We start from the raw sequence: 23,611 nt of genomic DNA, 5'->3' as shown, positions 1-23,611 counted from the left end.
TTTTTTATTATTGTTACAGTTTCTAAATCTTAATTAAGATCTTAAGCTTTAAATTTCAAAGGCAAATGCACTACTTTTTTAGTCTCAAAAAATTCATCTTCAAAAATTGTCGATAAATCGTATAAAGTTGCTTTCGGAAAATCTTTTAATTCTTCTTCCAAATCACCACCTTTAAGATATAGAATACCATTTTTTAAAGTATGCTTATTTTGTTTTTTGATTTTATCTTTAATCCACGAAACAAAATCTGGCATATTGGTTACGGCACGGCTTACAATAAAATCGAAATCACCTTTTGCATTTTCTGCACGTAATTGCTCTGCCTTTACATTTTTCAATTCTAAAGCATCAACAACACCCTGAACTACTTTTATTTTTTTTGCAATAACATCAATTAAATAAAAACGGGTTTCAGGAAAAAGAATTGCCAGCGGAATTCCAGGAAATCCACCACCTGTACCAACATCTAAAACTGTAGTTCCCGGCTCAAACTTCATAATTTTTGCAATACCAAGCGAGTGCAAAACGTGTTTTGTATATAAGGCATCAATATCTTTTCGCGAAATAACATTGATTTTTTCATTCCAATCGTGATATAAAAAATCTAATTTTTGAAATTGTTCGATTTGAATCTCAGTCAAATCAGGAAAATATTTCAGAATCTCATCCATTGCTCTAATTTTTTAACAAAAGTAATACTTTACGATTGAAATATTTAACTCAATTTTGCAAATTGAAAATTTATAATAATTACCTTTGAAGGCTATTTAAATCAATTATGAATAAGACTGCACCAACATTTGCTAGGCAAGACAGTATGAAGTTCTTTAGAACTCTTAACTCTCGGGTTAACAACTACTTTAAAGAAAACAACATTCAGAAAACTGGAAACTGGAAACTGCACTTAAAAGCGGTAATACTTTTTGCTGTTTTTTTGACTCCTTATTTCTTAATTCTTACACTCAATATGCCATTCTGGGTTATGTTGCTTCTATCAATTGTTATTGGTATTGGTATGGCCGGAGTTGGAATGAATGTAATGCATGATGGTAATCATGGCTCTTATTCTAGCAAAAACTGGATTAATAAATTTATGGGAGGAACTATTTATGTTCTGGCAGGAAACGTTTACAACTGGCAGGTACAGCATAATGTTTTGCACCATACTTACACTAATATCCCTGGTCATGACGAAGATTTGGATGCAGGAAGAATCATTCGATTTACAAAAGATGCCAAATGGCATAGTTTTCACCGTTTTCAGCACTATTATTCTGTTTTCTTATACGGATTATTGACTTTCAATTGGGCTATCACTACCGATTTTAAGCAAATGAAAAGCTACCTTAAAAGAAAATTATCATACGGAGAACCTAAAAGCCCAAAAATTCTTTGGACAACTCTTATTATTACCAAAGTCATTTATGTTTCTATCTGGATTGTTTTACCAATCGTAATCGGAATTACTTGGTGGAAAGTTTTAATTGGTTTCTTTGTAATGCATTACACTGCCGGATTAATTTTAAGTGTTGTATTTCAATTGGCACACGTTGTAGAAGAAACTACAAATCCTTCTCCAAACGAATTAGGAGAAATGGACAACACATGGGCCATTCACCAATTGTTTACTACAACCAATTTTGCACCAAGAAATGCAATTGTAAACTGGTACACAGGCGGATTAAACCATCAAATCGAACATCATATTTTTCCGAATATCAGTCACATTCACTATGGTAAAATTGCAAAAATCGTAAAAGAAACTGCAAAAGAATGTAATTTACCTTATTACGAATACAAAACAATGGGAAGTGCTATTATCGCTCACTTCAAACATTTACGTGACTTAGGAATGAAACCAGAATTAACTGTTTAAACTAAAAAAAATCTATTAATAATTAACCTTCCTTAACTAGCGCAGCAGCTTAAGGACAATCAAAATTTTTATAATGAATCATATTCTTTCGGACAGAATCAACAACCTTGCGACTTCGCAAACATTAGCAATGGCTGCTTTGGCAAGAGAATTAAAAGCACAAGGAAAAGACATTATCAGTTTAAGTTTAGGCGAGCCTGATTTCAATACGCCAGACTTTATTAAAGAAGCGGTAAAAAAAGCAGTAGACGAAAATTACAGTACATATTCTCCAGTAGAAGGTTATCTTGAACTAAGAGAAGCAATTTGCAGAAAATTCAAAAGAGACAATGATTTAGAATACAAACCAACTCAAATTGTAGTTTCTACAGGAGCAAAACAATCTTTATACAATATTGCACAAGTAATGTTAAACGATGGTGACGAGGTGATTTTACCTGCACCATACTGGGTTTCTTATTTCGAAATCGTAAAACTTTCTGGCGGAGTTCCTGTAGAAGTTCCAACTTCTGTAGAAACAGATTTCAAAATGACGCCAGAGCAATTAGAAGCTGCAATCACACCAAAAACAAAAATGATGTGGTTCTCTTCTCCATGTAATCCTTCAGGATCTGTTTACAGCAGAGAAGAATTGACAGCATTAGCAAAAGTTTTAGAAAAACACCCAAATATATATGTAGTTGCAGACGAAATTTATGAGCACATCAATTTCTCTGGAACATTCTGCAGCATCGGTTCTATCCCTGGAATGCTAGAAAGAACAATTACTGTAAACGGAGTTGCAAAAGCATTTGCTATGACTGGATACAGAATTGGTTACATTGGAGCTCCTGAATTTATTGCAAAAGCATGTACAAAAATTCAGGGACAAGTAACTTCTGGTGCAAACTCAGTTGCACAAAGAGCTACTATTACCGCTGTAGATGCAGATCCAAGCGTTTTAAATCATATGGTTGAGGCTTTCCACGGTCGCAGAGATTTAGTTGTTGGATTATTAAAAGAAATCCCAGGAGTAAAAATCAACGTTCCAGAAGGAGCATTTTATGTTTTCCCAGACGTTTCTTCTTTCTTCGGAAAAACATTAAGAGGAACTGAAATTAAAGATGCAAACGATGTATCGATGTATCTTTTAGCAGAAGCAAATGTAGCAACTGTAACAGGAGATGCTTTCGGAAATCCAAACTGTATTCGTTTCTCTTACGCAACAAGCAACGATATTCTTAAAGAAGCATTACGTAGGATCAAAGAAGCTTTAACAGCTTAATTAGATTCAAAATTATATACAAAGCCTCAGGAATTTCTTGAGGCTTTTTTTATGGGCGTGCCCCAAGGGTCGGGCTATCCGCTGCAAGTCCTCGCACTTCCTCCGTCAGGCTGTGGGCTTTCCACTTCTATCCCTCACGCAAAACAGAAAACGACAAATTCATATTAAACTAAAATCAGCTTTCAGAATTCCCATTCCACAATATTGTAACTTGAAACCGTAATCCTGTAAAAAAGAACATCTTATAAGTCGCCACCTTTGTATTATACATTAACTATTAAAAATTATAGTCATGACACATACAGAAGAAACCACAAAGGAAGCTATCAGCACATTAGAAGGATTGATCTCAATTCTAGAAGACGGTAAACTAGGATACACAAATGCCGCTGAACACGTAGAAAATGCACTTATTAAAACTGATTTTCTAGAGTACGCCCGCGAACGCGCGCTATTTATTGTAGAATTACAAGACGAAATCAATAAACTAGGAAAATCAACAGAAACATCAGGTGGCGGACCATTAGGTGCTTTACACCGTACTTGGATCGATATTAAATCATCTTTTACAGGAGGCGATACAGAAGCAATCATCAATGCCTGCGTAACAGGTGAAGAAGCTGCAATCGAAAAATACAAAATGGCTTTAGACAAAAACGAATTAGATTTCAGCCAGATTTCTATCGTTTCTAAACAATTGAATAGTATTGAAAATACGTTATCACAAATTAAAATGAGATCATAAGTTAACCTACTAATGCTTTTATTTTGGAAAAACTGCTTAGTTTAAATAACTGAGCAGTTTTTTTATTCCTAAAATATAAATAGTGATGTATTTATTTTTATTTTTAAGTCGAAACCAATTTATCATCAAATGAAATATATCTTACTTCCAATACTTTTTCTTTTTTTATCAATAGGCTGTAAAAATAAGCGAACAGAAGATATCAATATTAGATTTACTCATAAAGAAGCATTTGACTCCGATTACCTAAAAAGAAATGAAAGCCAAAAAGCAGAGAAGATTACTGCAAAAACAAAAGAAAAAAGTATCGAAATAACTATTGAAAAATATGAAACAGGAGGACTAAATTATGATGGCAAAGCAAAAATAGCAAATGATACATTATATCTTTATTACTGGATTAATATGGATCCAATGGACATTTCTGCAGTATTAATTCCGAAAAGATTTATATACGAAATAAAAACTGTAGAGTATAAACAAATCAAATTTGAATATTTGGGAAATAAATTTAAAAACAAATAAGAATTACTAAATACTCATTCTATTTAAGTTAACAATTTCAAAAAAATCGCTTCATCTCTAGCAAACTCAAATAATTTATTAGACCTTTGCACACTTTTTTCCGTGAATACCACAAAAGGCTAAAGTTTTAGAAATGAAGAAGAAAATTGAAATATTAGCTCCAGCTAGAGATTTAATTGGTGGAATGGCTGCCATAAACAGCGGTGCCGATGCAGTTTATATTGGTGCTCCACAATTTGGTGCACGTTCTAATGCCAACAACTCTATTGAAGATGTTGCTGCCTTAGTAAAATATGCACACTTATTTAACGCTCAGGTTTTTGTGGTAATGAATACCATTTTATACGACAACGAATTAGATACGTGTCGCGCCATGATTTGGGAATTATACGGCATTGGTGTTGATGCCCTGATTATTCAGGATATGGCGATTATGGAAATGGACTTACCTCCTATCGTACTTCATGCGAGTACACAAGCCAATAATCGTGATGCCGATAAAATTAAATTTCTTAAACATGCCGGAATCAAACGTGTGGTTTTAGCACGTGAATTAAACTTGCATCAAATTAAAACAATCTACGATGAAGCTGATGTTGAGTTAGAGTTTTTCGTAACCGGAGCACTTTGTGTTTCTTTCAGCGGAAACTGTTATATGAGTGTGGCAAACGGAGAGCGAAGCGCCAATCGTGGTTCTTGTGCTCAAAACTGTCGTTTACCGTACAACTTAATCGACGGAAACGGAGAAACTTTAATCAAAAACAGCCATTTACTTTCTATAAAAGATTTAGACGTTTCAGACCAGATTCCGAATTTAATTGAAGCCGGAATTGTTTCTTTCAAAATCGAAGGTCGTCTTAAAGATGTTGCTTACGTAAAAAATAACGTGTCTTACCTTCGTCAGAAATTAGACAGTTATTTAGAAGGAAGCGATAAATACACCAAAGCTTCTTCTGGAAAATGTACGTATACTTTTGATTCTACTTTAAACAGAACTTTTAATCGTGGTTATACCGATTATTTCGTAAACGAAAGACATGCGAGTATTGGTTCTTGGGAAAGTCCAAAATCAAAAGGACAATATATTGGTAAATTAATCCGTACAGTTGGAAATGCTTACGAAATCGAAAACGGTGAATTGCTAAACAACGGTGATGGACTTTGTTTCATTAACGAGCAAAACGAAGCCGATGGAATTTATGTAAACAAAGCCGAAAACGGAAAAGTGTATCCAAACGTTTTAAAAGAAATCAAAGATGGAACTTTTATTTACCGTAACAACGATATTGCTTTCATCAAAATTGTTGAAAGAGAAGACAGTGCGATCCGTAAAATTGGAACGACTTTATTACTTACCGAAAACGAAAATGGTTTCGAATTAATCGCAACCGATGAAGACGGAAACGTAAGCACCGTAAAATTAGAACACGCAAAAGAACAAACCAAAAATGGTGAATCAATTGCAGAAAACTTCAAAACACAATTGGCAAAAACAGGTTTCACACCTTACAGCGCCGATCAAATTGATGTTGTATTTTCTCAAAACTGGTTCCTTCCTATTTCTAAAATTAACGAAATGAGAAGAAATGTTTTCGATCAGTTAACAGAAATTCGTCTGGCAAATTACAAACGTGAAGAACACCAATTGGTAAAAACGTCACATCCGTATCCAGAAACCAAACTGGATTTCATGTACAACGTTTCGAATAAAACGGCTCGTAAATTCTACGAACGCCACGGTGTTACCGAAATCGAAAAAGCATTCGAATTGCAATGGGATCCAGGAAAATCTCGTGTAATGACCACAAAATATTGCATTAAATACGAATTAAAAAAATGCCCAATTCACCAAAAAGATATTGTTGGTGTTAAAGTAAAAGAACCATTGGTATTAAAGCAAGGTGAATTAGAATACAAACTAAAATTCAACTGCAAACCCTGCGAAATGGAAATCTGGGAAAAAGATGCTGAATTTGAGATTGAAGAGGATCAATATCATTAATATACAAACCGATACTTTCAAAAGAAGTATCGGTTTTTTATTTTGGCGTGTCCCTCCGGGTCGGGCTATCCGTTACAAGTCCTCGCACTTCCTCCGTCAGGCTCCGGGCTTTCCACTTCTATCCCTCACGCAAACGGTAAATGAGATAATATTATTTTAAAGAAATATCAATTGCCTACAGCTTTAGCTGGAGGTTTATAAGATTCTATCATAGGGGCTTTAGCCAAACATATCTGAGTTTGGCTAAAGCCCTGCAAACTTCCATCTTCTCCTCCAGCTAAAGCTGGAGGCAATTCAAATCAATCTTAATTATTAAAAATAATCCCCCGAATCTGCAAAATCTGCGTGAGAATAATTCTCATTTTATTTATCTTTACTTTTTAAAAACATCTTCCATGGAATCAAAAAACAGTATTAAGAAATACTCAATTATCGCAGGATTCTTAGTATGCTCAATTTTTCCATTATTTATATTTTCAGAAAGTTATTTTACCGATTTGTGTATTCAAATCTACGACTTTGGTCTATTTTGGAATCCAATCTTTTGGGGAATTCTATTTCCTTTATTTGTAGTTTTTCTTTTCTGGCATTCAGCAAAAAAACTCAGCTTTTTATTAAATCAAATCTCTTATTTTAAAGCTTGCTCTCAATTTTCTTTTGCAGTAAGCTCAAAACTTATTATAGCTCTTTCTACACTTTATATAATCGGAAAATTTATAAATGGAACATCTGCTCCATTGCAATCACAATTTTTAGATCAAATTGTATTTTCATTACTAATGATTCTCTTCCTGTCATTTTCATTAATGATTCTAACATTTTTAAGCAGTTTAGTAATTGTAAAAATGAGTCAAAACTCCCAAACTTTAAATTCAACAAAATGAAAATACTACTCCTAGGTTCAGGCGAATTAGGAAAAGAATTCACTATCGCCGCACAACGAATCGGACAAACCATAATAGCAGTTGATAGTTACGAAAATGCACCGGCCATGCAGGTCGCACACGGTTTTGAAGTTATCAATATGCTCGACGGCGACGCTTTAGACAGAATCGTAGCCAAACACAATCCAGATTTTATCGTTCCCGAAATAGAAGCCATTCGCACAGAACGTTTTTACGATTACGAAAAACAGGGAATTACCGTTGTTCCTTCAGCGAAAGCGGCAAACTTCACCATGAATCGTAAAGCTATTCGTGATTTAGCATCCAAAGAATTAGGTTTAAAAACCGCTAAATATCAATACGCCACTTCTGCCGACGAATTGCAAAAAGCGGTTCAGGAGGTTGGAATTCCTTGTGTCGTAAAACCTTTAATGTCTTCATCAGGAAAAGGACAATCGACAATTAAAACTCAGGAAGATATTTTAAAAGCCTGGGAATATGCTGTTGCAGGTTCGCGTGGTGATGTTATCGAAGTAATTGTTGAGGCGTTTGTAGATTTCAATTCAGAAATTACGCTTTTAACGATTACTCAAAATAATAACCCAACATTATTTTGCGCGCCAATTGGTCACAGACAAGAAAGAGGCGATTATCAGGAAAGCTGGCAGCCGGCTTTGGTATCCGAAAAAGATTTGTACGAAGCGCAGGATATGGCCGAAAAAATTACCGAAGCACTTGGCGGCGCGGGACTTTTTGGTGTTGAATTTTTCCTGACTAATGAAGGCGTTTATTTCTCTGAACTTTCTCCGCGTCCGCACGATACCGGAATGGTAACTTTAGCAGGAACGCAGAATTTCAACGAGTTTGAATTGCATTTAAGAGCTATCTTAAGTCTTCCAATTTTCGAAATCACTTTAGAAAGAGCTGGAGCAAGTGCCGTACTTTTAGCATCAGCAGATTCTGCAAACCCAACTTTTAGCGGAATAGAAAAAGTGGCAGCGTTACCTAAAACTGATTTCAGGATTTTTGGAAAACCAACTTCAAGGCCTTACCGCAGAATGGGCGTTGTTTTAAGTTCTGATTCTTTGGCAACTCCAATTGAAGAAATTGTAGAACGCGCCAAAGAAACTGCAAAATTAATAACCGTAAACTCTTAAACATGAAAAATATACTATTAGCCACATTCTTATTTATTGGAATTGCTACTCAAGCACAAGACAAAAAGAAATTCGACAAACCAACAATCGTTGAAGCTTCTTGCGGAGAATGTCAATTCGGAATGAAAGGTAAAAGTTGTGATTTAGCCGTTCGTATTGATGGAAAATCATATTTTGTTGACGGAACAAAAATTGATCAACATGGTGATGCACATGCCAAAGATGGTTTTTGCAACGCAATCAAAAAAGCTACTGTTACAGGAGAAATAAAAGGGAATCGCTTTCTAGCAACTTCTTTTGCATTAATCGACGAAAAAAAATAATATGGCATTGATTCTCGAAAACATTGCCAAACACGTTTCGCTGACTCCAGAAGAACAGGCACTTTTTTTATCTAAAACTGAAACTCATACTTATAAAGCAAAAACTATTTTGCTAAACGCAGGTGAAGTCTGCAAACATTCTTATTTCGTAAATTCCGGTATTCTAAGAAGTTTCAACATCAACGATAATATTGTCGAACACGTATTATCATTTGCTTGCGAAGGCTGGTGGATGAGTGATATGTACAGTTATTTTTCTCAAAAACCGGGACAGCTTTTTATTGAAGTTTTAGAAGAAGCTGAAGTAGTTTCTTTATCTAAAGAAAATCAGGAACAATTGTATTTGGAGATTCCAAAACTGGAACGCTTTTTCAGAATTCTGATTGAAAATTCATTAGTTGCCAATCAACAAAGATTAATGGACAATTTGAGCTTGCCAGCAGAAGAGCGCTTTGAAAAATTTACTAAAAAATACGGAACGCTAATTCACAAAGTTCCTCAAAAACAAATTGCTTCGTTTATCGGAGTTACGCCAGAATTTTTTAGCAAAATGAAAGCTAGATTATTAAAAAAATAGTTTTTGCCACAGATTTAAAATGATTTAAAAAAGTTTGCCACAAATTACACGAATTGCACGAATTAGTTTACTCAAAAATTGAAATAAAAATTAGCGTAATTCGTGTAATTCGTGGCGAAAAAAAAAATCCTTTTAATCTGTGTAATCTGTGGCAAAAAAACAAAAACACGGCTCAAGAACCGTGTTTTTTTTTGTGAATTAAAATTGCTCAACCTCTGTAGAATGTTTCATTGCCGTTGTTGTTGATTTTCCTATTGTAATCGTATTTTGAACAGCGTCAAAATACGAAGTTCCAACAAACGCTTGGTGTTTTACAGCTCTGAATCCGTTTTTTTGTAAAGCAAATTCTCTTTCCTGCAATTCAGAATAACCTGCCATGCCACGTTCTTTGTATGCTTTAGACAATTCGAACATACTCGTATTTAAAGCATGAAAACCTGCCAAAGTGATGAATTGGAATTTATAACCCATTGCAGCCAAATCTTCTCTAAACGTTTCCATTTCGGCAACAGATAATTTTGCAGCCCAGTTAAAAGAAGGCGAACAATTGTAGGCTAACATTTTATCTGGAAATTCTTTTTTCATGGCATCAGCAAACTTTTTAGCGTAAACCAAATCAGGATTGCTGGTTTCCATCCAGATTAAATCAGCATATGGTGCATAACTCAAACCTCTCGCAATTCCCTGATCGATTCCATTTTTTACGTAGAAGAAACCTTCATTTGTTTTTTCCCCTGTAATAAATTTAGCGTCACGCGGATCTGCATCGCTCGTTAATAAATTCGCCGCATCAGCATCTGTTCTTGCCACAATCAAAGTCGAAACTCCCATAACGTCAGAAGCCAGTCGTGCTGCAATCAGTTTATTAATCGCTTCTTGAGTCGGTACTAAAACCTTTCCGCCAAGATGCCCGCATTTTTTAGCAGAACTTAATTGATCTTCAAAATGAACACCAGAAGCTCCGGCTTCGATCATCGATTTCATTAATTCGAAAGCATTTAGATTGCCACCAAAACCAGCCTCGGCATCAGCCACAATCGGAACCAAATAATCTTTTTTATCTTCAATATTATTTACGGTCTGAATTTGGTCAGCGCGCAATAAAGCATTATTAATTTTCTTAACCACCATCGGCACACTGTTTACCGGATAAAGCGATTGATCTGGATACATTTCTCCCGCCAGATTTGCGTCGGCCGCAACTTGCCATCCACTTAAATAAATCGCTTCTAATCCCGCATCAACTTCCTGAATGGCTTGATTTCCTGTTAAAGCCCCCAACCCGGCAACATAATCCTGATTTTTTAACTTTCTCCATAATTTTTGCGCTCCCATTTTGGCAATAGAATGCTCAATTTGATATGAACCTTGTAGCGTAACTACTTCTGTTGCAGTATAAGGACGCTCAACGCCTTTCCATCTCGGGTTTGTAATCCAATCGTTAATCAATTCCTGAATTCTGTCTTCTGTTGTTTTCATAAATGTTATAGTTAAAGTGGTTAGTAAGTAAAGTGTTCAGTCGCAGTTATCAATTTTCAATCGATAAAAACAATCTGCGAAAATCTTTTTATTCTCATTTTATCTGCCTGATCTGCTAAATTTGCGTGAAAATTTTTAGCCCGCAGATTGAGCAGATTGAGCGGATTTATTTAGAATAAGATTATAAATATTTGTAACACGGAATCGTCAAAAAGTCAACAAAATCAGTATTTACAACTAATCTTTCCAGTACTTTTTCCGCTAAAGGAAATTGACGATTTTCGTAATTGTCTTCTCCCAATTCCGTTTTTATTTTATCGAATTCATCCAAAGCCAATTCGTGATAATAAGCCAGATTCAACTGTTTTCCATTATCCAAAACCACTTTGTTCTGAAGCCATTGCCACAACTGCGATCTTGAAATTTCTGCCGTTGCTGCATCTTCCATCAAATTGTGAAGTGCCGCTGCGCCTTGACCGTTCAGCCATGAAGCCAAATACAAAACCCCAACATTTATATTTTTTCGAACGCCGTTTTCCGTAATAATTCCAATTGGTGGTTCAATCAAATCGGCTTCAGTAATTTTGCGGTGTTCTCTTTTGATATGAATTTGATTTGGAGTCGGCATTCCAGCATCAAAAACTGCTTTTGCTAACGGAACCAAATCTGGATGTGCCACCCAAGTTCCGTCGTGGCCGTTTCGAACTTCACGTTCTTTATCGGTTTTCACTTTCGCGAAAGCGGTTGCATTTGCTTCCTCATTATTCTTAATCGGAATCTGCGCCGCCATTCCGCCAATTGCATGAATTCCTCTTTTATGACATCTTTGAATTACCAAATTCGAATACGCATTCATAAAAGGCGAAGTCATTGTAACCTGGTCGCGATCTGGAACTATGAACTTTGGATTTTTTCTGAACTTTTTGATGTATGAGAAAATATAATCCCAACGTCCACAATTCAAACCAACAATATGTTCTTTTAATTCGTAGATAATTTCATCCAATTGAAAACTAGCTGTTATAGTTTCAATTAAAACCGTCACTTTTATGGTTCCTCTTTCTAGTTTCAGATAATCTTCTGTAAAATCAATTACCATATTCCACCAGCGTGCTTCCAGATAATGTTCTAATTTCGGAATGTAGAAATATGGTCCAGAATTATTTTCTAACAGCCTTTTATGATTGTGAAAAATATATAACCCAAAATCAACCAAAGAACCAGAAACTTCATTTCCTTCAATCAAAATATGTTTCTCTAAAAGATGCAAACCTCTCGGGCGAACAATCAGCGTCGCGATTTTTTCATTTAATTGATATGATTTGTTTTTTGCTTCATCTGTAAAAGAAATAGTTTTGTTTACAGCATCAATTAAATTCAATTGTCCGTCCATTAAATTTTGCCAAGTTGGAGATGTACTATCTTCAAAATCGGCCATAAAAGTTTTAGCTCCGGAATTTAAAGCGTTGATAATCATTTTACGATCAACTGGCCCGGTAATTTCTACTCTTCTGTCTAATAAATCTTTTGGAGTTTCGCCAGCCGTCCAACTACTTTCTCTGATACTTTTAGTTTCTGGCGGAAAAACCGGCATTATTCCCTGATCAAAACCGACTTGTTTTTGGTCTCTTTGTAAAAGCAGTAGTTTTCGTTGTGATTCGAATTTTCTGTGCAGTTCCGTTATAAAAACAATTGCTTTGTCTGTCCAGATTTTTGGATAAGAAAGCTTTTTTTCGGCTAAAAATTCCATAGCCGTGTCGGTAATCTCTAATTGGTTTTTCATAGCTGTACATTTTTTTTAATTGATTAAAAAGTGTCTTTTAAAACATTTCAACCTAAATCATTCAATAACAATTTTATAGCTAATAAGTTTTACACTACAATGTTAGGAAAAAGTTTTTTACAAAACAAGCGAACGTTCGCTAAATTTTAAAAAAACACTTTTGGCGGTTATTCATTTTAATTATTTATATTTGATTTATGGATATCGAAAAAGACTACATCAAATTAATTTTCGGGCTAAAACTCAAACAGGTTCGCGTACAGAAGAATCTTTCGCTTTTTGGTTTAGCCAAATTGACGAACCTTTCAAAATCGTATTTGAACGAAATTGAAAAGGGAAAAAAATATCCAAAAGCGGACAAAATTTTACTTTTATGCAAACATTTGGATGTTTCTTACGACCAAATGGTGTCTTTAAAACTTGATAATAACCTCGCTCCGATCGGCGAAATCTTAAAATCGGGAATTTTAAAAGAGATTCCGCTAGAACTTTTTGGAATTCAAGAAGCGGATTTAATAGATATTATTGCGAATGCTCCAGCCAAAGTCAATGCGTTTATTAGTACGATAATTGAAATTGCACAGCATTATAATTTAAGCCGCGAAAGTTTCTTTCTGGCCGCACTTCGTTCTTATCAGGAAGCACACAGCAATTATTTTGAAGATTTAGAAGAAAAAGTGATAGCTTTTTCGAAGTCTTTTCAAATTAATTTGGATTCGAAGATTTCTATTGAAGAATTAGAAGCGATTCTAAAAGAAGAATACGAGTATAAAATTGAAGAAATTGCGTTTAAAGATCAGGAAGCTTTAGAAGATTTGCGTTCGATTTATGTTCCGAAAAGCAAAACTTTATTACTTTCTACCGAAATTGACGATCCGCAGAGAGCTTTTATTTTAGCTAAAGAAATTGCTTATAATTACTTAAAAATATCAGACAGATTACTGACTTTCAGCTGGATTAAGTTTGAAAATTTTGATCAGGTTCTGCATAATTTTTACGCTTCTTATTTTGCAGGTGCTTTATTATTGCCAAGAAAATTGGTTGTAGATAAAATCAATTTGTTTTTGAATAATGAACAGCCAAAACCGGAGGAATTTGTGGCTTTGATTGAAAGTTTTGAGGTTTCTCCAGAATCTTTTTATCAAAGATTGACCAATTTATTACCGAAAGATTTTCAGCTGAAAAACCTATTCTTCTTGAGATTATCACACAAAATCGGTTCTGATTTTTATCAGATCAATAAAGAATTACACATTACAAATCAGCAGGAACCGCACGCCAACGAAACCAACGAGCATTATTGCAGACGCTGGGTTTCAATAAAAACTATTGACGAAGCTATTATTCAAAATAAACCTCATTTTTTTGATGCGCAGATTTCGAGTTACGTCAATAGCGGTAACGAATATTTGGTTTTTTCATCGGCTACAAAAGATCCTTTTACCGAAAATTTTGTGAGAAGTATTTCTGTTGGAATTTTAATTAATCCAACGATGAAAAAGAAATTTAAATTTATTGACGGAAAACCGCTTACCAAAAGATTGGTCGGCGTGACTTGCGAAACTTGCGGTATTTCGGATTGCCTTGAAAGGGCTGCTCCGCCAATTGCTTTGGAGAAAAAGATTCGTCATGATAATACGGATGCTGTTGTGCAGCAGTATATTAATCAATTTAGTTAGAATATTATGAAATATTTAACCTTAATCATTACTTTGTTTTCTATCAATTTCAACTATCAGGAAAACGACAAACTTACGGGACGCTATTATTATTTAATAGAAGATAACAATTCCTATATCCTAAAAGATAAAATTACTTTTAAGGATAGTGTTTTTGCTTTTGATAACAAGTTTATGCCAAAAGGAAGAATTTCTTATGGTAATACAATACTATTGGAGAATTTCATAAATACTGATTTAATTATAACAATTTCAAAAGATCAAATTAAAAAAGATACTATTCTTTTTTATATGCATGATAAGAAAAGTGATGATTATCTTGACATATCGTCTGGAAAAGGAAAATTGATTAAAATAAAATAATTCATCACAATCTTGTCATCTCGACGAAGGAGAGATCTCCGCGAGAAACTCATCATGCAATATAGACAATCTTTGTAGAGCTACTTGCGGTCCTTCGACTTCGCTCAGGATAACAATCTTGGGGTTACTTTTCGATTAATAAACACACCTCTCGCAAAATCGCGAAGACGCAAAGTTTTTTCCTTTGAGCCTACGTCGCTCTGAAACTTTGAATCTTACTTAGAAACTTAGCACCTCAAAACCTTAGAAACTTTTTTTCTTAATCTACATTAAGTGACTTTTATCAACTACTGCCGTAAATTTGTACTATAAAATTAAAACACACAGAATCATGGAAAATATAGTATTACATAAAGCAGAAACAAGAGGAAACGCAAATCACGGATGGCTTAATGCTTATCATAGTTTTAGTTTTGCGAGCTGGTATAATCCGGATAGAATTCAGTTTGGAGCACTTCGTGTTTTAAACGATGATACAATTGCGGGCGGAATGGGTTTTGGAACACATCCTCACGATAATATGGAGATTATTACAATTCCGCTAGAAGGTGATTTGGCGCACAAAGACAGTATGGGAAATACTGAAATCATCAAAAATGGTGATGTTCAGGTGATGAGTGCCGGAACTGGTGTACAGCATAGCGAATTTAATCCAAATGCAGATCAACAAACTAAATTATTGCAAATATGGTTGTTTCCGAACAAAAGAAATGTGGAGCCACGTTACCAACAAATTTCTTTGGATGTTACGGATAGACACAATAAATTACAACAAGTCTTATCTCCAAATGCGGACGATGCAGGAGTTTGGATTCATCAGGACGCTTGGTTTCACATGGCTAATTTTGATGCGGGAATCGCAACTGAATATCAATTGAAAAAAGAAGGAAACGGTGTTTACGCTTTCATCTTGAAAGGAAATGTGACAATCAACGGACAGGAATTAAATTCTCGTGATGCGCTTGGAATTTCAGATTTTGAAACTTTAAATATAAAAGCAAATACAGATGCTGAATTTCTTTTAATGGAAGTACCAATGAATTATTAATTCGAAATAAAACAACACACTTACTTAATAAAAGGTAATATTTTGAATTTCAATTTATTACCTTTTATTTTTTTGCCCAAAATTTTCAAAACCAAAAAAGAAACATTAAATTAGAGAAAAATTGATTTTCTTTTCAACTTCCAAAATCAAAAAACATGAATCCAGATAACCTTACTAAAGAATATACAAACGGAGAAGTTACAATTGTGTGGCAATCCGGAAAATGCATACACTCGGCAAATTGTGTAAAAAACAATCCAGATGTTTTTCGCCCAAAAGAAAAACCCTGGATTACTCCAGAACAATCGACTACCGAAAAAATAATCTCAACTATTCATAAATGCCCGTCGGGAGCTTTGACTTTTTACATGAATAACAAAAACTAAACTGTACTAAGTTTTTTTGCCACGAATTACACGAATTACACGAATTGGCATAAATAAAATTAGTGTGAATTAGTGTAATTCGTGGCAAACAAAAAAAATCTTTGGCAAACAAAAAAATCAAAGTTTTCATTTCTTAATCTAGGTTAAGTGCCTTTCGATTACTACCGACGTAACTTTGTCCTATCAAAATGAAATTAATTATTTAAAAATAAAAATTATGGCAACTACAAAATGGTCAATTGACCCAACTCACTCAGAAATTGGTTTTAAAGTTAAACACATGATGTTTACAAATGTTTCAGGAAAATTCGGTACTTACGAAGCTACTGCAACTACAGAAGGTGAAAATTTCGAAAATGCAGATATTCAATTTTCTGCTGATATCGCGTCTATCGACACAGCAAATGCTGACAGAGACGGTCACTTAAGAAGCGGCGATTTCTTTGATGTTGAAAACAATCCAAAATTAACTTTCAAATCTACTTCTTTCAAAAAAGTTGACGACGGAGATTTTGAATTAACTGGAGATTTAAGCATTAAAGGTGTTTCTAAATCTGTAAAATTTCCTGTTGAATTTAGCGGAATCATGACTGATCCTTGGGGAAATACTAAAGTTGGTTTGAATATAGAAGGAAAAATCAATCGTAAAGATTGGGGATTAAACTGGAATTCTGCTCTTGAAACTGGAGGAGTTTTGGTTGGAGAAGAAGTTAAATTGAATATCGAAATTCAATTAGCAAAACAAGCTTAATTTTCTTAAAATTAGGTTTTAATTTGGTTGGTTAAAAACCCTGCATTCTTAGAAAGTGCAGGGTTTTTGTTTTTTTTGGTTTGCCACGAATTACACGAATTGCACTAATTTTTTTACTACAGATTAAAAGGATTATTTGGATTTTAATCTGTGTAAATCTTTTTAATCTGTGGCGAAAAACATTTTCGCCTTAAGAGAGAAAATTCGAGAAATTAGTGTAATTCGTGGCAAAAAAAATCAACGCAAAGTATTGTTCCGAAATTCTGTTGGAGAAAGTCCGGTTTGTTTTTTGAAGACTCGGGAGAAATACGAATAATCTTCGTAGCCTACGGCGTATGCGACTTCGTTTACTGCAAGTTGTTTGTCGATCAACATTCTTTTTATCTCCAGAATTACGCGACCCATGATTACTTCGGTTGCTGTTTTTTGAAGGATTTCGTTGCAGATTCTGTTTAAATGTTTTAGTGTGATATTTAATTTTTCTGCATAAAACGAAGGTAATTTTTGTGTTTTGAAATGTTCTTCTAAGAGAACTTCGAAAGCACTTATTTTTATGTTATATGAATGTGTTTGATGTGAAAAAGTTTCGCCATATTTCCGGGCAATTTCGATATGAATGCAATCTAACAAATTGAGCATTTTATCTAATTGTAATTTATTATGCTGGATATTTTCATGAATCAACAAATTAAAATAAGGCAGGATTTTTGGCAATTCTTCTGATTCAAAAATTACTTCAGGACGATTTAGAATTGAATTGTAAAAATTATAATCGTTGATTTTTTTCTGTCCAAAATACAAATTGTATAATTCCTGCGAAAAGATAATTACAAAACCTTCAATATCTTCAGACAAACTCCAATGATGCATTTGTCCGGGTTGTAACACAAACAAACTTCCTTTTTTTATTTCGAAACGATCAAAATCTATTTCGTGAATTCCAGAACCTTTCGTAAAAAACACCATTAAATAAGAATCGTGTCTGTGCGGTTCTTCTACAAAACTGTGGCTTTTTAAGTGCTCTTTAAAAGTATTCACATAAAACTCTCGATGAATATCGTTGCAACTAAAATTCTCAACACTATAAATTGGATATTTTTTCATACAAATGTCTTTATTGTGCTATAATGAGCGAAGATAGGCAAAAGACTTTAAACACAACTGTAATTACCTTTGTATAAATAAAAAACAACAAAATCATGTCAAGCGCAATCACTCATATTTTAAAAAACGAATGTCCTGTTTGTCACAAAGGAAAAGTTTTTACAGACAAAAATATTTTTCTGAATTTTGGTTTACCAAAAATGAATGAATACTGCAGTCACTGCCACTATAAATTCCAAAAAGAACCTGGATATTTCTTTGGCGCAATGTATGTAAACTACGGATTAACAGTGGCTCAGGGAATTGCAACATATATTGTAGCACAGTATTTCTTCGAAACTAACTTTGATTTAAGAATCATTCCGATTATTGCTGTGGTTATTACTCTGCTTACTTCTTTCAATCTGAGATTTTCAAGATTGGTGTGGATTTATATGTTTAAGGATTATACGAGCTAAAAAAGTGTTATTTTTGCCTTTCAATTGAAACTAATTTCAATTCCAAAAAAATAAAAAACAAATTAGACAAATGAAAGCATACGTATTTCCAGGTCAAGGTGCTCAATTCACAGGAATGGGTAAAGACTTATATGAAACATCGGCTTTGGCCAAAGAATTATTCGAAAAAGCGAATGAAATTTTAGGTTTCAGAATTACAGATATTATGTTTGAAGGCACTGCCGAAGAACTAAAAGAAACAAAAGTTACTCAGCCGGCAGTATTTTTACATTCGGTTATTTTAGCCAAAACTTTAGGCGAAGATTTTAAACCAGAAATGGTTGCGGGACATTCTTTAGGAGAATTTTCTGCTTTGGTTGCGAACGGAACTTTATCTTTTGAGGACGGATTAAAATTGGTTTCTCAACGTGCTTTAGCAATGCAAAAAGCTTGCGAAATTACACCGTCTACAATGGCTGCGGTTTTAGGTTTAGCGGATAATATTGTTGAAGAAGTTTGTGCTTCTATCGATGGTGTTGTGGTTGCTGCCAATTACAACTGTCCTGGACAATTGGTAATTTCTGGAGAAACTACTGCTGTTGAAAAAGCTTGTGAAGCGATGAAAGCTGCGGGAGCAAAACGTGCTTTGATTTTACCTGTTGGAGGTGCTTTTCACTCACCAATGATGGAACCTGCAAGAGAAGAATTGGCTGCTGCAATTGAAGCAACCACTTTCTCAACTCCTATCTGTCCAGTGTATCAAAACGTAACAGCAAATGCGGTTTCTGATGCAAATGAAATTAAAAAGAACTTAATCATTCAATTAACAGCTCCTGTAAAATGGACTCAATCTGTACAACAAATGATTGCCGACGGTGCTACTTTGTTTACTGAAGTTGGTCCTGGAAAAGTTTTAGCTGGTTTGATTAATAAAATTGATAAAGAAGCGGTCACTGCTAATGCTTAAATTTTAGTATTTGGTGTTCACTATAGTGTTCAGCTTGAAATAAACAAAATCCTCATAAGACAATTTAGACTTATGAGGATTTATTTTTTTATAACTCTCCAGCTTCAACAGAGTTATTGTTTATTATTCCTGTTATTAAATATTTTTGTTCTCTTTTTTCAAAGAAGATAAACCAAGTAGTTCTGGCATTAGGTTTATAGAAAACATAACTTGAACCTAAATATCTAATTATATTCGGAGCTTTCTTGTGAGTTATTTTCTTTATTCTTTCTGGAATTGCATCGTAAATATCAGATACATACTTTTCTGCAGAATCTATAAATCCGAAATATTCCCTTTTATACAATGTAATAACTAAATCATCTAAAGAACGAATAACATCTGGTGTATAAATAACTTCTATTTTCCCCACCATTCTCTTATTCTCCTAATAGATTCCGCTTTAGCCTCTTCAGGAGTTAATCCTTTTGCAAACTCAGCATCAAAATCAAAAGTTTTATGGTCTATTCCCTTAAATTCTGGTTTTAGAGCTTGATATTCTACAGCAGGTTCTTCAACCTTGTTATTTTCTTTATTTTCTTTTTTCGCATTCATAATCACTTTCTTTATATATCAAAATTACGCAAATTGATTGAATAAAAACATATTTAAATTACAGATTTTTCTTTCTTTTTGTAATTGATAATAAACACTCCCAAAATAATAAGTACAGTCGCGATAATAAAATCAACTGTAATTTTTTCATCCAAAAGTAACCAGCCTAAAAACACAGCAATAATAGTGTTGATGTAAGACAAAATAGAAACCTGCACCGCTGTAACATGTTTTAATGCATAATTATAACAGAAAAAAGCAATCACAGATCCAAAAAGAGATAAATACAGAGCTGCAAAAATACTTGTCGAACTCCACGAACTTACATCTGGATTTGGTGAAAAAACAAAAGCCAAAACCAACTGAATACAAGAAGCCGTTGTAAACTGATAAAATAAATTTAGTACAATATTGTTTGATTTATTTGTATGGGTTTTGAGATAAATTGTTCCGGTAGCCCAAGCTAAAATTGCGAAGCCCATAAATACAATTCCGTTTCTGTAATCGGCATCTAAAAACGATCCCAGTCCGTCTTTGAATATTAGAACAACTCCCGAAAATCCGATAATTACACCAACAAAACCTTTTAAGCTCATTTTCTGTAATCCGAACAAAATACTGCCCAGAAAAATAAGAATTGGCGATAACGCACTAATTACAGAAGCTAATCCGCTTGGTAATGTTTGCTCTGCAATTGTGGTAAAACCATTTGCAATCACAACCATTAATATAGACGGAACAAGCTGGTGTTTGAAATTTTCCCATCCAATCCATTTTAACTCTTTTTTGAATAATAAAATAATCAGCATAATTATTCCTGCTAATCCTTGACGAATTGAAGTTACAAACCAAGGCGGAATAGTTTCTACAGCAACTCTAATTCCTAAAAATGTGGTACCCCAAATAATTCCTACTGCAGCTAGTGCAAAAATTAATTTATAATCTAAACTTTCTTTCATAATAAAATACGGTTAAAAAAAAAGTCCCAAATTATATTGTTATAATTTGGGACTTTAAAATTTATAATTTTAAATAAAGGAATTTATTTATTCCTCACTTTCTGTTCCCATTTCCAGGCGCTTGCCATTGCTTCGTCTAAACTTAATTCAGCCTTCCATCCTAAGACATTATTTGCCTTGTCTGTGTTTGCATACGCTTCTGTAATATCTCCTTCACGGCGTGGCATCATTTTATACGGCAATTTCTTATCGCTGACTTTTTCAAAACTATGAATGACTTCAAGGACAGAACTTCCTTTTCCAGTTCCTAAATTGAAGGTTTCTACTTTTGCTAAATTTTTCTTGTTTAATAGACGCTGTAACGCAATAACGTGTGCTTTTGCTAAATCTACAACATGAATATAATCACGAACTGCAGTTCCGTCCGGTGTTGGATAATCATTTCCGAAAACCGAAAGTTCTTGGCGTAGTCCTACTCCAGTTTGTGTAATAAATGGCACTAAATTTTGAGGAACTCCCAACGGTAATTCTCCAATTTCTGTAGAAGAATGCGCTCCAACCGGGTTAAAATAACGCAATAAAATAGCGCTGATATTAGTTACTTTAGCAGTATCTGTAATGATTTCTTCTCCAATTTGCTTTGTATTTCCGTACGGAGACATTGCTACCTGAACTGGCGCGTCTTCTGTAATTGGCATTTTTTCGGCTTGACCGTAAACGGTACAAGATGAACTAAATATAAAACTTGCTTCTGGTTTTTGCTGTAATTGCTGTAGTAAATAAACTAAACTGCTTATGTTGTTTTCGTAATATAATAACGGATTTTCAACGCTTTCGCCAACTGCTTTTGAAGCTGCAAAGTGAATAACTCCAGTAACATCAGAATGTTTTTTAAAGAAATCCTGAACTGCTGTTTTTTCTCTTAAATCGATTTTTTCAAACAACGGTAGTTTTCCTGTAATTTTCTCAATTCCTTTTAAAACTTCTTCTGAAGAATTAGAAAGATCATCAATTATTACAACTTCGAAGTCCTCATTTTGCAATTCGACTACGGTGTGCGAACCGATAAATCCTAACCCTCCTGTTACTAATACTTTCATTTTGTGGTTATTTTTTTTATGTAGTTAATTTATAAGCTTGTCTGGCAATAAGAATCCATTTGCTTTTTTGCTTTTGCCAAACAAGCATTATTCCTATTTTAATATCTTTATCAATTCCACCATCTTTGGTGTGAGCAGCCAAATTATGTCTCACAATTGCAACATCGTTTTGAACGGTAATGGTTTGATCTTGAAAATCAATAGTTACAAAATCAGATTTTCCACTGACAATTCCATCAATAAATTCTGCCTGATTTTGAAAATTTCCGTTAGAATGGACATAAGTCAATTTTTCAGAAGTTAGTGCTTTTAATTTACTTCCGTCAGCATCAATCATTGCCTTACGCAAAATTTCTACCTGATTACCAACAATGGATTCTTCTTTAGAATTTGATTTTTGTGCAAAAACCGAAAACTGAACAAAAATCATTAAAAGTAAAACACTAAATTTTCTCATCTTTATTAACGGATTTATTTACTTAAAAATTCAAGAACAGAATCTGTAATAAATTTAATTTGCTCGTCGTCTAGTTCTGTATGCATCGGCAAAGCAATTACTTCTTTTACCAATTGATTGGTTACCGGAAACTGCTCTTCTTTGTAACGAACATCTACATACGCTTTTTGTGAATGTAAAGGAATTGGGTAATAAATTGCACAAGGAATTGCTTTATCCAGCAAATGCTGCATTAAGGCATCACGATCTGCATCGATAATTCTTAAAACATATTGGTGGAAAACGTGATCATTTTGATCTGCATCAAACTGAGGTGTAATAATTTTTGCATTTCCAGCAAAAGCTGCATTATATTTAGTTGCAGCTCTACGGCGTGCTTTATTATATTCGTCTAATAATGGTAATTTTGCGTTTAAAACTCCTGCTTGTATACTATCTAAACGTGAATTTACCCCCACAACATCATGGTGGTAACGCTCGTACATTCCGTGATTTACGATGCCGCGGATAATGTGCGCTAATTTATCATCATTTGTAAAAATTGCTCCACCGTCTCCATAACAGCCTAAGTTTTTAGACGGAAAAAAAGAAGTTGCCGCAACATGACCTATTACTCCTACTTTACTTTTTGTTCCCGATTTAGAAACATAATCTGCACCAATTGCCTGCGCATTATCTTCAATTACATATAAATTGTGTTCTGCAGCAATTTCCATAATCGCGTCCATATTGGCAGCACGACCAAATAAATGTACCGGAACAATTGCTTTTGTTTTTGGCGTGATTGCTTTTTTAAGCGCTTCGATATCGATGTTCATATTTGCCATATCAACATCAACCAAAACTGGCGTTAATTGCAATAAAGCAATTACCTCAACTGTCGCTGCAAAAGTAAAATCGGCTGTAATAACTTCATCGCCCGGTTTTAGATCTAATCCCATCATTGCAATTTGCAGTGCATCGGTTCCGTTTGCACAAGGAATTACGTGTTTTGCACCTAAATATTCTTCAAGGTTTTTTTGAAACTGATGAACTAAAGGTCCATTTATATAAGTATTTGTGTCTAAAACTTCTTGAATTGAAGCATCAACAGCAGTTTTTATTTTTTCGTATTGACTCTTTAAGTCAACCATTTGAATTTTTTTCATTTT

Annotated in this window: 26 protein-coding genes; 16 read left to right on the top strand and 10 right to left on the bottom strand. The window is 34.1% G+C overall.

Going from position 1 to position 23,611, the window contains the following annotated elements; genetic code table 11:
• Positions 1 to 41 precede the first annotated feature (41 nt).
• Positions 42 to 671 (bottom strand): 16S rRNA (guanine(527)-N(7))-methyltransferase RsmG, encoded by a 630-nt coding sequence (gene rsmG / locus EV144_RS19950; RefSeq protein ID WP_134150918.1) that lies wholly within the window; start codon positions 669 to 671, stop codon positions 42 to 44.
• Between the two features lie 107 nt (positions 672 to 778).
• Here rsmG and EV144_RS19945 point away from each other — a divergent pair, with 107 nt between their 5' ends.
• The 9 genes from EV144_RS19945 to EV144_RS19905 all read left to right on the top strand — a co-directional run bounded on the left by EV144_RS19945 (position 779) and on the right by EV144_RS19905 (position 9,353).
• On the top strand, positions 779 to 1,876 hold the full coding sequence (locus EV144_RS19945; RefSeq protein ID WP_134150917.1) for a fatty acid desaturase family protein: 1,098 nt from the start codon (positions 779 to 781) through the stop codon (positions 1,874 to 1,876).
• Positions 1,877 to 1,949: 73 nt separating this feature from the next.
• The gene (locus tag EV144_RS19940; protein WP_134150916.1) at positions 1,950 to 3,140 is read left to right on the top strand and encodes a pyridoxal phosphate-dependent aminotransferase; all 1,191 of its coding nucleotides are present in this window, start codon (positions 1,950 to 1,952) and stop codon (positions 3,138 to 3,140) included.
• Between the two features lie 292 nt (positions 3,141 to 3,432).
• Entirely contained in the window at positions 3,433 to 3,885 is a 453-nt protein-coding gene (locus EV144_RS19935; RefSeq protein ID WP_134150915.1) for a ferritin-like domain-containing protein, read from the top strand.
• 129 nt (positions 3,886 to 4,014) lie between these two features.
• A complete protein-coding gene (locus EV144_RS19930) occupies positions 4,015 to 4,410 on the top strand; it encodes a hypothetical protein (protein WP_134150914.1) in 396 nt (131 codons plus the stop codon).
• 133 nt (positions 4,411 to 4,543) lie between these two features.
• Positions 4,544 to 6,412, top strand: a complete 1,869-nt coding sequence (locus tag EV144_RS19925; RefSeq protein WP_134150913.1) for a peptidase U32 family protein — start codon at positions 4,544 to 4,546, stop codon at positions 6,410 to 6,412.
• A gap of 395 nt (positions 6,413 to 6,807) precedes the next feature.
• Complete coding sequence (locus EV144_RS19920) at positions 6,808 to 7,296, top strand: hypothetical protein (protein WP_134150912.1); 489 nt, start codon at positions 6,808 to 6,810, stop codon at positions 7,294 to 7,296.
• Positions 7,293 to 8,453 (top strand): formate-dependent phosphoribosylglycinamide formyltransferase, encoded by a 1,161-nt coding sequence (gene purT / locus EV144_RS19915; RefSeq protein ID WP_134150911.1) that lies wholly within the window; start codon positions 7,293 to 7,295, stop codon positions 8,451 to 8,453. Before EV144_RS19920 ends, purT begins: the two co-directional genes overlap by 4 nt.
• A 2-nt stretch (positions 8,454 to 8,455) precedes the next feature.
• On the top strand, positions 8,456 to 8,776 hold the full coding sequence (locus tag EV144_RS19910; RefSeq protein ID WP_134150910.1) for a DUF6370 family protein: 321 nt from the start codon (positions 8,456 to 8,458) through the stop codon (positions 8,774 to 8,776).
• 1 nt (position 8,777) lies between these two features.
• Positions 8,778 to 9,353, top strand: coding sequence for a Crp/Fnr family transcriptional regulator (locus EV144_RS19905; RefSeq protein WP_134150909.1), 576 nt, complete (start codon positions 8,778 to 8,780; stop codon positions 9,351 to 9,353).
• A gap of 198 nt (positions 9,354 to 9,551) precedes the next feature.
• Here the strand turns inward: EV144_RS19905 and aceA are convergent, their stop codons facing one another.
• Together aceA and aceB are read right to left on the bottom strand one after the other, a co-directional pair.
• Positions 9,552 to 10,832: an isocitrate lyase gene (gene aceA / locus EV144_RS19900; RefSeq protein ID WP_134150908.1), complete on the bottom strand. Its 1,281-nt coding sequence runs from the start codon at positions 10,830 to 10,832 to the stop codon at positions 9,552 to 9,554.
• Between the two features lie 181 nt (positions 10,833 to 11,013).
• Positions 11,014 to 12,615 (bottom strand): malate synthase A, encoded by a 1,602-nt coding sequence (gene aceB, locus EV144_RS19895; RefSeq protein WP_134150907.1) that lies wholly within the window; start codon positions 12,613 to 12,615, stop codon positions 11,014 to 11,016.
• A gap of 197 nt (positions 12,616 to 12,812) precedes the next feature.
• Between aceB and EV144_RS19890 the strand changes: the two genes are divergently transcribed.
• The 5 genes from EV144_RS19890 (at position 12,813) to EV144_RS19870 (ending at position 16,842) form a co-directional block, all read left to right on the top strand.
• A complete protein-coding gene (locus EV144_RS19890; RefSeq protein WP_134150906.1) occupies positions 12,813 to 14,294 on the top strand; it encodes a helix-turn-helix domain-containing protein in 1,482 nt (493 codons plus the stop codon).
• A gap of 6 nt (positions 14,295 to 14,300) precedes the next feature.
• Positions 14,301 to 14,657 carry a hypothetical protein gene (locus tag EV144_RS19885; protein ID WP_134150905.1) on the top strand — a complete coding sequence of 119 codons (357 nt, stop codon included), beginning with the start codon at positions 14,301 to 14,303 and terminating at the stop codon, positions 14,655 to 14,657.
• 331 nt (positions 14,658 to 14,988) lie between these two features.
• Positions 14,989 to 15,705 carry a pirin family protein gene (locus tag EV144_RS19880; protein WP_134150904.1) on the top strand — a complete coding sequence of 239 codons (717 nt, stop codon included), beginning with the start codon at positions 14,989 to 14,991 and terminating at the stop codon, positions 15,703 to 15,705.
• Positions 15,706 to 15,860: 155 nt separating this feature from the next.
• A complete protein-coding gene (locus EV144_RS19875; protein WP_134150903.1) occupies positions 15,861 to 16,091 on the top strand; it encodes a (4Fe-4S)-binding protein in 231 nt (76 codons plus the stop codon).
• Positions 16,092 to 16,308: 217 nt separating this feature from the next.
• Complete coding sequence (locus EV144_RS19870) at positions 16,309 to 16,842, top strand: YceI family protein (protein ID WP_134150902.1); 534 nt, start codon at positions 16,309 to 16,311, stop codon at positions 16,840 to 16,842.
• A 237-nt stretch (positions 16,843 to 17,079) separates the two neighbouring features.
• Here EV144_RS19870 and EV144_RS19865 read toward each other — a convergent pair whose 3' ends face one another.
• The gene (locus tag EV144_RS19865) at positions 17,080 to 17,946 is read right to left on the bottom strand and encodes an AraC family transcriptional regulator (protein ID WP_134150901.1); all 867 of its coding nucleotides are present in this window, start codon (positions 17,944 to 17,946) and stop codon (positions 17,080 to 17,082) included.
• A 95-nt stretch (positions 17,947 to 18,041) separates the two neighbouring features.
• Here EV144_RS19865 and EV144_RS19860 point away from each other — a divergent pair, with 95 nt between their 5' ends.
• Together EV144_RS19860 and fabD are read left to right on the top strand one after the other, a co-directional pair.
• A complete protein-coding gene (locus tag EV144_RS19860) occupies positions 18,042 to 18,404 on the top strand; it encodes a DUF983 domain-containing protein (RefSeq protein WP_134150900.1) in 363 nt (120 codons plus the stop codon).
• 70 nt (positions 18,405 to 18,474) lie between these two features.
• Complete coding sequence (gene fabD, locus EV144_RS19855) at positions 18,475 to 19,350, top strand: ACP S-malonyltransferase (RefSeq protein WP_134150899.1); 876 nt, start codon at positions 18,475 to 18,477, stop codon at positions 19,348 to 19,350.
• An 88-nt stretch (positions 19,351 to 19,438) separates the two neighbouring features.
• On the opposite strand, the gene EV144_RS19850 is transcribed toward fabD, so the two are convergent.
• The 6 genes from EV144_RS19850 to EV144_RS19825 form a co-directional block, all read right to left on the bottom strand.
• Positions 19,439 to 19,765: a hypothetical protein gene (locus EV144_RS19850; protein WP_134150898.1), complete on the bottom strand. Its 327-nt coding sequence runs from the start codon at positions 19,763 to 19,765 to the stop codon at positions 19,439 to 19,441.
• On the bottom strand, positions 19,750 to 19,944 hold the full coding sequence (locus EV144_RS19845) for a hypothetical protein (protein WP_134150897.1): 195 nt from the start codon (positions 19,942 to 19,944) through the stop codon (positions 19,750 to 19,752). The genes EV144_RS19850 and EV144_RS19845 overlap by 16 nt, the downstream gene beginning before the upstream one ends.
• 53 nt (positions 19,945 to 19,997) lie before the next feature.
• On the bottom strand, positions 19,998 to 20,903 hold the full coding sequence (locus tag EV144_RS19840; RefSeq protein ID WP_134150896.1) for a DMT family transporter: 906 nt from the start codon (positions 20,901 to 20,903) through the stop codon (positions 19,998 to 20,000).
• Between the two features lie 83 nt (positions 20,904 to 20,986).
• Positions 20,987 to 22,003 carry a UDP-glucose 4-epimerase GalE gene (galE, locus tag EV144_RS19835; RefSeq protein WP_134150895.1) on the bottom strand — a complete coding sequence of 339 codons (1,017 nt, stop codon included), beginning with the start codon at positions 22,001 to 22,003 and terminating at the stop codon, positions 20,987 to 20,989.
• 16 nt (positions 22,004 to 22,019) lie between these two features.
• Entirely contained in the window at positions 22,020 to 22,460 is a 441-nt protein-coding gene (locus EV144_RS19830) for a nuclear transport factor 2 family protein (protein WP_134150894.1), read from the bottom strand.
• 14 nt (positions 22,461 to 22,474) lie between these two features.
• Entirely contained in the window at positions 22,475 to 23,608 is a 1,134-nt protein-coding gene (locus EV144_RS19825) for a DegT/DnrJ/EryC1/StrS family aminotransferase (protein WP_134150893.1), read from the bottom strand.
• Between the last annotated feature and the right edge of the window lie 3 nt (positions 23,609 to 23,611).

The organism is Flavobacterium sp. 270 (assembly GCF_004368785.1).
GTDB lineage: Bacteria > Bacteroidota > Bacteroidia > Flavobacteriales > Flavobacteriaceae > Flavobacterium.
Note: the sequence above shows the minus strand (reverse complement) of the source record. Positions and strands in the feature narration are given on the sequence as shown.